The sequence below is a fragment of the Cribrihabitans pelagius genome (assembly GCF_048820915.1).
Classification (GTDB): domain Bacteria; phylum Pseudomonadota; class Alphaproteobacteria; order Rhodobacterales; family Rhodobacteraceae; genus Cribrihabitans_A; species Cribrihabitans_A pelagius.
Genome location: NZ_JBMERR010000015.1, coordinates 129,550 through 137,985 on the forward strand (window position 1 = coordinate 129,550; position 8,436 = coordinate 137,985).

10 protein-coding genes are annotated in these 8,436 nt (G+C 67.0%); 6 read left to right on the forward strand and 4 right to left on the reverse strand.

The features are described from left to right. Positions 1-48: 48 nt before the first annotated feature. Together ACOHX0_RS14515 and tgt are read right to left on the reverse strand one after the other, a co-directional pair. Complete coding sequence (locus tag ACOHX0_RS14515) at positions 49-1,134, reverse strand: alkene reductase (protein WP_420677661.1); 1,086 nt, start codon at positions 1,132-1,134, stop codon at positions 49-51. Positions 1,135-1,312: 178 nt separating this feature from the next. Then, complete coding sequence (gene tgt, locus ACOHX0_RS14520; RefSeq protein WP_420677662.1) at positions 1,313-2,443, reverse strand: tRNA guanosine(34) transglycosylase Tgt; 1,131 nt, start codon at positions 2,441-2,443, stop codon at positions 1,313-1,315. A gap of 68 nt (positions 2,444-2,511) precedes the next feature. Here tgt and rimK point away from each other — a divergent pair, with 68 nt between their 5' ends. The 3 genes from rimK to ACOHX0_RS14535 all read left to right on the forward strand — a co-directional run bounded on the left by rimK (position 2,512) and on the right by ACOHX0_RS14535 (position 5,213). Further along, on the forward strand, positions 2,512-3,939 hold the full coding sequence (gene rimK, locus ACOHX0_RS14525) for a 30S ribosomal protein S6--L-glutamate ligase (RefSeq protein WP_420677663.1): 1,428 nt from the start codon (positions 2,512-2,514) through the stop codon (positions 3,937-3,939). A gap of 105 nt (positions 3,940-4,044) precedes the next feature. Further along, positions 4,045-4,938, forward strand: coding sequence for an SPFH domain-containing protein (locus ACOHX0_RS14530; RefSeq protein WP_420677664.1), 894 nt, complete (start codon positions 4,045-4,047; stop codon positions 4,936-4,938). Continuing rightward, positions 4,935-5,213, forward strand: coding sequence for an NfeD family protein (locus ACOHX0_RS14535; RefSeq protein ID WP_420677665.1), 279 nt, complete (start codon positions 4,935-4,937; stop codon positions 5,211-5,213). Before ACOHX0_RS14530 ends, ACOHX0_RS14535 begins: the two co-directional genes overlap by 4 nt. Before the next feature lie 51 nt (positions 5,214-5,264). On the opposite strand, the gene ACOHX0_RS14540 is transcribed toward ACOHX0_RS14535, so the two are convergent. Beyond that, positions 5,265-5,999: a hypothetical protein gene (locus tag ACOHX0_RS14540; RefSeq protein ID WP_420677666.1), complete on the reverse strand. Its 735-nt coding sequence runs from the start codon at positions 5,997-5,999 to the stop codon at positions 5,265-5,267. Positions 6,000-6,247: 248 nt separating this feature from the next. On the opposite strand from ACOHX0_RS14540, the gene ACOHX0_RS14545 reads away from it, so the two are divergent. The 3 genes from ACOHX0_RS14545 (at position 6,248) to tpiA (ending at position 8,006) form a co-directional block, all read left to right on the forward strand. After that, a complete protein-coding gene (locus ACOHX0_RS14545) occupies positions 6,248-6,610 on the forward strand; it encodes an SUF system Fe-S cluster assembly protein (RefSeq protein ID WP_420677667.1) in 363 nt (120 codons plus the stop codon). Between the two features lie 129 nt (positions 6,611-6,739). After that, positions 6,740-7,099: a HesB/IscA family protein gene (locus tag ACOHX0_RS14550; protein WP_420677668.1), complete on the forward strand. Its 360-nt coding sequence runs from the start codon at positions 6,740-6,742 to the stop codon at positions 7,097-7,099. A gap of 157 nt (positions 7,100-7,256) precedes the next feature. After that, the gene (tpiA, locus tag ACOHX0_RS14555; RefSeq protein ID WP_420677670.1) at positions 7,257-8,006 is read left to right on the forward strand and encodes a triose-phosphate isomerase; all 750 of its coding nucleotides are present in this window, start codon (positions 7,257-7,259) and stop codon (positions 8,004-8,006) included. 223 nt (positions 8,007-8,229) lie between these two features. Here the strand turns inward: tpiA and ACOHX0_RS14560 are convergent. Next, positions 8,230-8,436: transposase (locus tag ACOHX0_RS14560; protein ID WP_420677671.1), on the reverse strand; the 207-nt coding region annotated here is incomplete at its 5' end.

The following is an 8,436-nucleotide window of genomic DNA, read 5'->3' on the forward strand; positions in this document are numbered from 1 at the left end:
GCGCTGAGCCCCCCGGCAGAGGTCTGTGTCTTCCGACGCTTGCCCCGGTCAGGCAGCGCGGGCCTGTTCCAGCGTCGGGTAGTCGATGAAGCCCTCATCGCCGCCGCCGTAGTAGGTGTCCGGGTTGCCCTCGTTCAGGGGGGCATCGGCTTCCAGCCGCGTGACCAGATCCGGGTTGGCGATGAAGGGACGGCCGAAGGCGACCATGTCCGCTTCGCCTGAGGCAACCCGCGCCATCGCGTCGCCGCGGTCGTAGCCGTTGTTGGCCATGTAGGGGCCGGTGAAGAGCTTGCGCAGGGTTTCATAATCGCCCGCGCGCGGGCTGCCCGCCTCGCCCTCGACCATGTGCAGATAGGCGAGCCCATAGCCGTTCAGCCGCTCGATGATGGGCGTGTAATGGCCCACCGGGTCGCTGTCGGAGACGCCGTTGAAGGTTGAGAACGGCGACAGGCGGACGCCGATGCGGCCCGCATCCCACACGCTGGTGAGCCCGTCCAGCACCTCGAACAGGATGCGGGCGCGGTTTTCGGCGGAGCCGCCGTAGGCATCGGTGCGGGTGTTGACGCCATCCTTCAGGAACTGCTCCAGCAGGTAGCCGTTGGCGCTGTGCAGCTCGATCCCGTCAAAGCCCGCTTCCTTGGCGTATTCGGCGGCATGCACGTAGTCGCGCACCAGGCGCTGGATGTCCTCCACCGTCATCGCTTTCGGCGTTGCGGTCGGCTCGAAGCCGTTGCGGGTGAAGGTCTGCGCCTCGGCGGCTTCGGCCACGGGGGCGACGGCCGGCACGCCTTCGGGCAAGAGCGAGTCATGGGTGATGCGGCCGACGTGCCAGAGCTGCACGGCGATCTTGCCGCCCTTGGCGTGGACCGCATCGGTTACCTTGCGCCAGGCCGCGGCCTGTTCGGGCGTGTGGATGCCGGGGGTCTGGATGTAACCCTTGCCCTCGGGGCTGATCTGGGTGCCCTCAGTGATGATCAGGCCGGCCCCGGCCCGCTGGGCGTAGTATTCGACGTGACGGTCCAGCACTTCGCCGGTCTTGTCATCGGCACGGTTGCGGGTCAGCGGCGCCATCACGACCCGGTTCTTCAGGTCAAGGGCGCCGGCTGAGTAGGCAGAAAACAGATCTTGGCTCACGACAGGTATCCTCCGGTCTAAGTGTCCAGCAACGGGAACGTTGCCGGGAGGACCTGAGCATTCTGCCTTGCTCTTTCAAGCGGCGGGCCGGCAGGGAAGCTGCCCGTCTGCGCACAGTGAGTGTTCGCAGGCGCCGTTCCGCCAAGCTTGACGTCCCCTGCCGGGGCGGTGCGCGGGTTCACAACCGCTCGATATCCCCCTGCGCGCGCATGCCGTGGAAGTCCTTCCGCCAGGCGTCGAAGGTGCCGGCCGCGATCGTATCGCGCATGCCTGCCATGATCTCCTGGAAGTAGTGCAGGTTGTGCCAGGTCAGCAGCATGCCCGAGATCATCTCGTTCGAGCGGAACACGTGGTGCAGGTAGGCGCGGGAATAGCTGGCGCAAGCCGGGCAGCTGCAATGCTCGTCCAGCGGGCGCGGATCGTCCTGGTGGCGGGCGTTCTTAATGTTCACGACGCCGTAGCGGGTGAAGGCCTGGCCGGTGCGCCCCGACCGCGAGGGCAGCACGCAGTCCATCATGTCGATGCCGCGCGCGACGGCGCCGACGATGTCGTCGGGCTTGCCCACGCCCATGAGGTAGCGCGGCTTGTCCTCGGGCAGCATGTCCGGCGCGAAGTCGAGGCAGCCGAACATCGCCTCCTGCCCCTCGCCCACAGCCAGGCCGCCGACGGCGTAGCCGTCAAAGCCGATCTTGGTGAGCGCCTCGGCGCTTTCCTCGCGGAAATCCTTCTCCAGCCCGCCCTGCTGGATGCCGAAGAGCGCGTGGCCCGGCCGGTCGCCAAACGCCTCGCGCGAGCGCTCGGCCCAGCGCATCGACAGGCGCATGGAGCTTGCGATGCGGTCGCGGTCGGCAGGCAGCGCCGGGCATTCGTCGAAACACATCACGATGTCGGAGCCCAGGAGCCGCTGGATCTCCATCGACCGCTCCGGCGTCAGCTCATGCCGGGAGCCGTCGATGTGGCTCTTGAAGGTCACGCCCTTCTCGGTGAGCTTCCTCAGCCCCGCGAGCGACATCACCTGAAACCCGCCCGAATCCGTCAGGATCGGCCGCTCCCAGTTCATGAACTTGTGCAAGCCCCCCAGCCGGTCAATGCGCTCGGCCGTGGGGCGCAGCATCAGGTGGTAAGTGTTGCCCAGAAGGATGTCCGCCCCGGTGGCGCGCACGCTTTCGGGCATCATCGCCTTCACGGTGGCGGCGGTGCCCACGGGCATGAAGGCAGGGGTGCGGATCTCGCCGCGCGGCGTGTGGATGACGCCGGTGCGCGCCTTGCCGTCCCGGGCCTTCATTTCAAAGTTGAAAAGCTCTGCCATCTCGTGTTCCTGCGTTTCTTCTGTACCCTCGGGGGCGTGATTCCCCCTAATGCCAAGGAGCCATGCGCATGTCCACCGATGACCAGCCAACGCAACCGGCGCCGCTGCTGGCGCCGCAGTTGACACTGGGCTGGGAGGAATGGATCAGCCTGCCCGATCTAGGCCTGCCCGCGCTGCGCGCCAAGGTCGACACCGGCGCGCGCACCTCGGCGCTGCATGCCACCGAGATCGAGACCTTCGGCCCCGCCGGCGCGCCCCGGGTGCGCTTCATGGTGCACCCCATTCCCGGCCAGTACGACCTGGAGATCCCCTGTTCGGCACTGATCTCGGACCGGCGCGAGGTGACGTCTTCGAACGGCGAGAGCGAGATGCGGTTTGTGATCCGGACCGCGCTGGAGGTGGCGGGGCAGTCCTGGCCGGTGGAGCTGACCCTGACCGACCGGCGCGGCATGGCGAAGCACATGCTGCTGGGCCGCCAGGCGCTGGCCGAAAACGTGACGGTGGCGCCCTCGGAACGGATGTGCCAGCCGGAACTCGACTATTCCGTCTACGCCTCCGCCGACATCCGCCGGGTGGCGCCGAAGCGGGTGCTGCGCATTGCCGTGCTCAGCCGCGAGAGCAGCTATTCCACCCGCCGCCTGGTCGAGGAGGGCGAGAAGCGCGGCCATACGGTGGAGGTGATCGACACCACCCGCTGCTACATGGCGATCAACGCGCTGGCGCCGGAGATCCATTATGACGGCAAGCGCCTGCCCCGCTATGACGCGGTGATCCCGCGCATCGGCCCATCGGTCACGCAATACGGCACCGCGCTGCTGCGCCAGTTCGAGGCGCTGCACACCTATTGCGTCAACGGCAGCGCCGGCATCACGGCGAGCCGTGACAAGCTGCATGCCCACCAGATGCTGGCGCGGCAGAAGATCGGCATGCCCGCCACCGCCTTTGCCGCCTCCCCCAAGGACACCCGCAGCCTGATCGACATCGTGGGCGGCGCGCCCCTGATCGTGAAGCTGCTGGAAAGCACGCAAGGCAAAGGCGTGGTGCTGGCCGAGACCCGCAAGGCGGCGGAATCGGTGATCACCGCCTTCCGCGGGCTGAAGGCGAACTTCCTGGTGCAGCAATTCGTAAAGGAGGCCGCGGGCGAGGATATCCGCTGCTTCGTGGTCGGCTCCAAGGTGGTGGCGGCGATGAAGCGCTCGGGCGCGGAGGGCGATTTCCGCTCCAACCTGCATCTGGGCGGCAGCGCCGAGATGGTGCGCATCAACAGGGAGGAGCGCGCCACCGCAGTACGCGCCGCCAAGGCTTTTGGCCTCGGCGTGGCGGGGGTGGACCTGTTGCGCTCGGAAACCGGGCCCAAGGTGCTGGAAGTGAACTCCTCCCCCGGGCTGGAGGGGATCGAGAAGACCGCAAAGAAGAACATCGCCGGGCTGATCTACGATGAGATCGAGGACCGTGTCCGCCCCACTCCCCTGCGGCGCAAACCGCCCCGCGGCTGAGGCCGCCGCGCCTGCTCTTGCAGCTCCTGATCCGCGGTTTTGCTTGACCTTCCCTGCGCGCGCGCATGATCCTGCGCGCAGGGATTTGAAACAGAAAGAATATTCATGACCGAAGACGACCTGCTCGGCCTGCTGTCCGGCAATCTTCTGTTCCTGCTGGGCGCACTTCTGCTGATCATCGTGGTGCTGAAGGGCATCCGCATCGTGCCGCAGTCGCAGAAATTCGTGGTGGAGCGCTTCGGGCGGCTGCATTCGGTGCTGGGGCCTGGCATCAACTTCATCGTGCCGTTTCTGGATGTGGTGCGCCACAAGATCTCGATCCTGGAGCGCCAGCTCCCGAACGCCACCCAGGACGCGATCACCCGCGACAATGTGCTGGTGCAGATCGACACCTCGGTGTTCTACCGCATCCTGGAGCCGGAGAAGACCGTCTACCGGATCCGCGATGTGGACGGCGCCATTGCCACCACGGTGGCGGGCATCGTGCGTGCCGAGATCGGCAAGATGGACCTCGACGAGGTGCAGTCGAACCGCGCCCAGCTGATTGCCCAGATCCAGACCAGCGTCGAAAGCGCGGTGGATGACTGGGGGATAGAAGTGACCCGGGCCGAGATCCTCGACGTGAACCTCGACCAGGCGACGCGGGATGCGATGCTGCAGCAGCTGAACGCGGAACGCGCGCGACGCGCCGAGGTGACCAAGGCGGAAGGCCAGAAGCGCGCGGTGGAACTGGCCGCCGACGCCGAGCTTTACGCCGCCGAACAGACCGCCAAGGCCCGCCGCATCCAGGCCGATGCGGAGGCCTATGCCACCAGCGTCGTTGCCAAGGCGATCCGCGAAAACGGGCTGGAGGCAGCGCAGTATCAGGTCGCCCTGAAACAGGTGGAGGCGCTGAACGCGCTGGGCGCCGGCGAGGGCAAGCAGACCATCCTGGTGCCCGCCCACGCGCTGGAAGCCTTTGGGGATGCCTTCAAGCTGCTGAAAGGCGCAAAGGGATGAGCGCGGCGCCCATCTGGGCCCTGTGGTGGGTGTGGTGCGCCGCCGCCCTGCTGCTGGCCATTCTGGAGGTGCTGGTGCCGGGGTTCATCTTCCTCGGTTTTGCCATCGGCGCCGCCGGGACCGGGCTGCTGCTGGTCTTCACCAGCGGCTGGAGCCTGCCGCTTCTGATTTTGATCTTTGCCGCGCTGTCACTGGCCGCATGGCTGATCCTGCGGCGGCTGTTTGCGGCGCCCAAAGGCCAAGTGAAGACCTTCGATCGCGACATCAACGACTGACCGCCGCACCGCATTCTGCCCCTCCGCAGCGGCCATCACGCGCGGCGCTGGTCAGAATCGGAAACCGATCCCGGCCAGCAGGCTATGGGTGGTGGCGTCGTGGCGGAAGTAAGTGGCGCTGCCCGGGCTGCCGCGTTCGAAATCCACTCCCAGCCCGCGGTACATCACGTAGATCGAAGCGCGCTTCCAGCGGTGGTAGATCAGCCCGCCCATCACCGACCAGCTAAGGTCCGACCCGGCGCCGAAGCCGCCGATGTCGCTCTCCAGCGACAGGCTGTAGTCTTCCGACAGGCGGCGCTGCCAGCGCAGCCCGGCCATCGGCTCGGTCCAGGAGGCCGCCTGCCGCGCCGGGCCGGCCTCCACCCCCACCTCCCAATGGCGCAGCCCTGCATAGGCGTCGAACCGGTCCCAGTCCTTGCCGAAGCGGTAGGTGACCGCCGCCTCCGCAATGCGCTGGTCATAGGCGACCTGCAACGGCCCGGCGGTGCTGTCCGCATCCTGTTCCGCATCCAGCACCGCATAGCGCAGCATCACCCCTGCCCCGCCGGCATGGCGGGCCTCGAACTGGAGCATACCGCCCGCATCCAGATTGCGCAGCGGATTGGCGGCCCTGAGCGACAAGTCTCCCCCTGCCCAGCCCAGCTCGGTCCGCCCCTCCACGGAGGGCGCCACCAGCATCGGCGTGACCTGGAACGCCCAGAAGCTCTGTGCCTGCGCCCGGCTGGCCGCCGCCGCGGCCAGAACCAGCCCGGCAGCGGCGCAGAGGCAGGCAGATAATGCAGGCATGGCGTTCCCCCGTCCGGCCGCGGCCTTTGGCACGGCGGCCACAAATGGTTGACACCGCGGGAAGGTCCGGCTCCGCGGCAGGGGGGCGTCTATATCTAGCCCGGGGCCCGGCACTGGGCGAAAACCTCACGCCAAAGTGATTAACGCCGCAATTTGCTTCGCCGCCGCCGCCTCCCGCCTGCAGCCCCACTGGACGCCGCCCCTCCGATTTCCTATATAAACCGTCGGGAAACCAGACTGGGACCGATATGACCAACGCCTCCGAACCGCTCGAAGGGACGCCGCTGATTGCGCCCTCCACCGTCAGCCACCCGCTCTACGACGCGGTGGCGGATGCCTGCCGCTCCGTGTACGACCCTGAAATCCCGGTCAATATCTACGAGCTGGGGCTGATCTACACTATCGACATCAACGAAGAAAACGACGTGAAGATCATCATGACGCTGACCGCGCCGGGCTGCCCGGTGGCGGGCGAGATGCCGGGCTGGATCGTCGATGCGGTCTCGCCGGTGCCGGGGGTGAAAAGCGTCGACGTCCAGCTGACCTGGGAGCCGCCCTGGGGCATGGAGATGATGTCGGACGAGGCGCGGCTGGAACTCGGCTTCATGTGAGGCCCGGCCGCGGTGCGGAACCAGCGCGGCCGGACAGCCCGGCGCGCCGCATTCCGTGCCGTGCCGCCCTTGAGCTGATGAGGGTACGCGCCTAGATTGACTGTAACGCGCGAATTTTTGGAGACCCGGATGTTTGGAATTCCCGGCAAGCAGGCTGTGACCATAACGCCCAAGGCGGCGGCACAGATCGCCAAGCTGATGCAGAAGGACGGCCATGCCGGGCTGCGCATCGGCGTGAAGAAAGGCGGCTGCGCCGGCATGGAATACACCATGGAATATGTCGACGAGCCCGCGCCCAACGACGAGGTGGTGGAGCAGGACGGCGCCCGCGTGCTGATCGCGCCCATGGCGCAGATGTTCCTCTTCGGCACCGAGATCGACTATGAGGTCTCGCTGCTGGAAAGCGGCTTCAGGTTCAACAACCCCAATGTGGCCGAGGCCTGCGGCTGCGGCGAATCCATTTCCTTCAAGGAAGTCCCCGGCAGCTGAGCGGACCGCGCCGGGGAAGGACCTGAGATCGGGGCGGGGATCACCCCCGCCCCTTTTCATGCTGCCGTCTCCTCTCCCCCCCCGCAGGCAGTGGCGAATTGCGCGAACCCGCACGCAGTGCTACCACCTCCACCAGACACAACAAGCGGAGGCGGAGATGCGGCGGAAACTGGCAGCAGGCAACTGGAAGATGAACGGCACCGGCGCGGAACTCGCCGAGCTCAAGGCGCTGGCAGAGCAGCACCCGCAGCCTGGCGCAGAGGTGCTGATCTGCCCGCCCGCCACGCTCTTGTCGCGTGCGATGGCGGCCGCCGAAGGCAGCGCGCTCAGCGTCGGCGGCCAGGACTGCCACCCCAAGCTCTCCGGCGCCCATACCGGCGACATCAGCGCCGCGATGCTGAAAGAGGCCGGCGCCGCCTCAGTGATCCTCGGCCATTCGGAGCGCCGCGCGGACCATGGCGAAAGCGACGCTTTGGTGCGCGCCAAGGCTGAGGCTGCGATTGCCGCGGGCCTCACCGCCATTGTCTGCCTGGGCGAGACGCTGGCGCAGCGCGAGGCGGGCGAAACCTTGACCGTGGTCACGCGCCAGCTCGCAGGCTCGGTGCCGGAGGGCGTCATCGGCGCCAGCCTGGTCATCGCCTACGAACCGGTCTGGGCCATCGGCACCGGCAAGGTCGCCTCGCTGGGGGAAATAGCGGAGGTCCACGACGCCCTGCGCGCCGCCCTGGCGGAGCGCCTCGGACATGAGACCGCCGATGCCATCCGCCTGCTATACGGCGGCTCGGTGAAGCCGGGCAACGCTGCGGATATCTTCGCCGTCTCCAACGTCGACGGCGCGCTGGTGGGCGGTGCCAGCCTGAAGGCAGCGGATTTCTCGCCCATCGTCGCGGCGCTGGAAGCGAGCTGACCGCGCCTGGCGGCGCGTGCCTCCGGCGGGGGTACTTGCAGTCAGAAAGTGGCGCGGGCCTGGCCTTCTCCTGAAGCCGCTATCTGGCCGGAAATACCCCGGGGTGAATTGGCCGACAGGCCAAGAGGGGCAGCGCCCCTGCGCTGCCGGAACAGCAAAACGCCCCGGAGTTTCCGGGGCGTTTTCTTTTGTTCAACGGGCCATAGGCATCTAGGCTCAGGACTCATAGCCAGTATATGACGAGGGCTGCCAACGCGATTGCCGACAGAAAGACCTTGGGGCACCTGTCGTAGCGGGTTGCCGCGCGCCGCCAATCCTTCAGTCTTCCGAACATGATCTCAATGCGGTTACGTCGTTTGTAACGGCGCTTGTCGTATCGAACTGTCGTCTTTCGTTGCTTTCGACCTGGGATGCAGGCGCGTATCCCTTT

Bases quoted from the DNA above. Each gene is read 5' to 3' on its own strand.
- tgt (WP_420677662.1), bottom strand. From the start codon at position 2,443: ATGGCAGAGCTTTTCAACTTTGAAATGAAGGCCCGGGACGGCAAGGCG.
- rimK (WP_420677663.1), top strand. From the start codon at position 2,512: ATGTCCACCGATGACCAGCCAACGCAACCGGCGCCGCTGCTGGCGCCG.
- ACOHX0_RS14530 (WP_420677664.1), top strand. From the start codon at position 4,045: ATGACCGAAGACGACCTGCTCGGCCTGCTGTCCGGCAATCTTCTGTTC.
- ACOHX0_RS14535 (WP_420677665.1), top strand. From the start codon at position 4,935: ATGAGCGCGGCGCCCATCTGGGCCCTGTGGTGGGTGTGGTGCGCCGCC.
- ACOHX0_RS14540 (WP_420677666.1), bottom strand. From the start codon at position 5,999: ATGCCTGCATTATCTGCCTGCCTCTGCGCCGCTGCCGGGCTGGTTCTG.
- ACOHX0_RS14545 (WP_420677667.1), top strand. From the start codon at position 6,248: ATGACCAACGCCTCCGAACCGCTCGAAGGGACGCCGCTGATTGCGCCC.
- ACOHX0_RS14550 (WP_420677668.1), top strand. From the start codon at position 6,740: ATGTTTGGAATTCCCGGCAAGCAGGCTGTGACCATAACGCCCAAGGCG.
- tpiA (WP_420677670.1), top strand. From the start codon at position 7,257: ATGCGGCGGAAACTGGCAGCAGGCAACTGGAAGATGAACGGCACCGGC.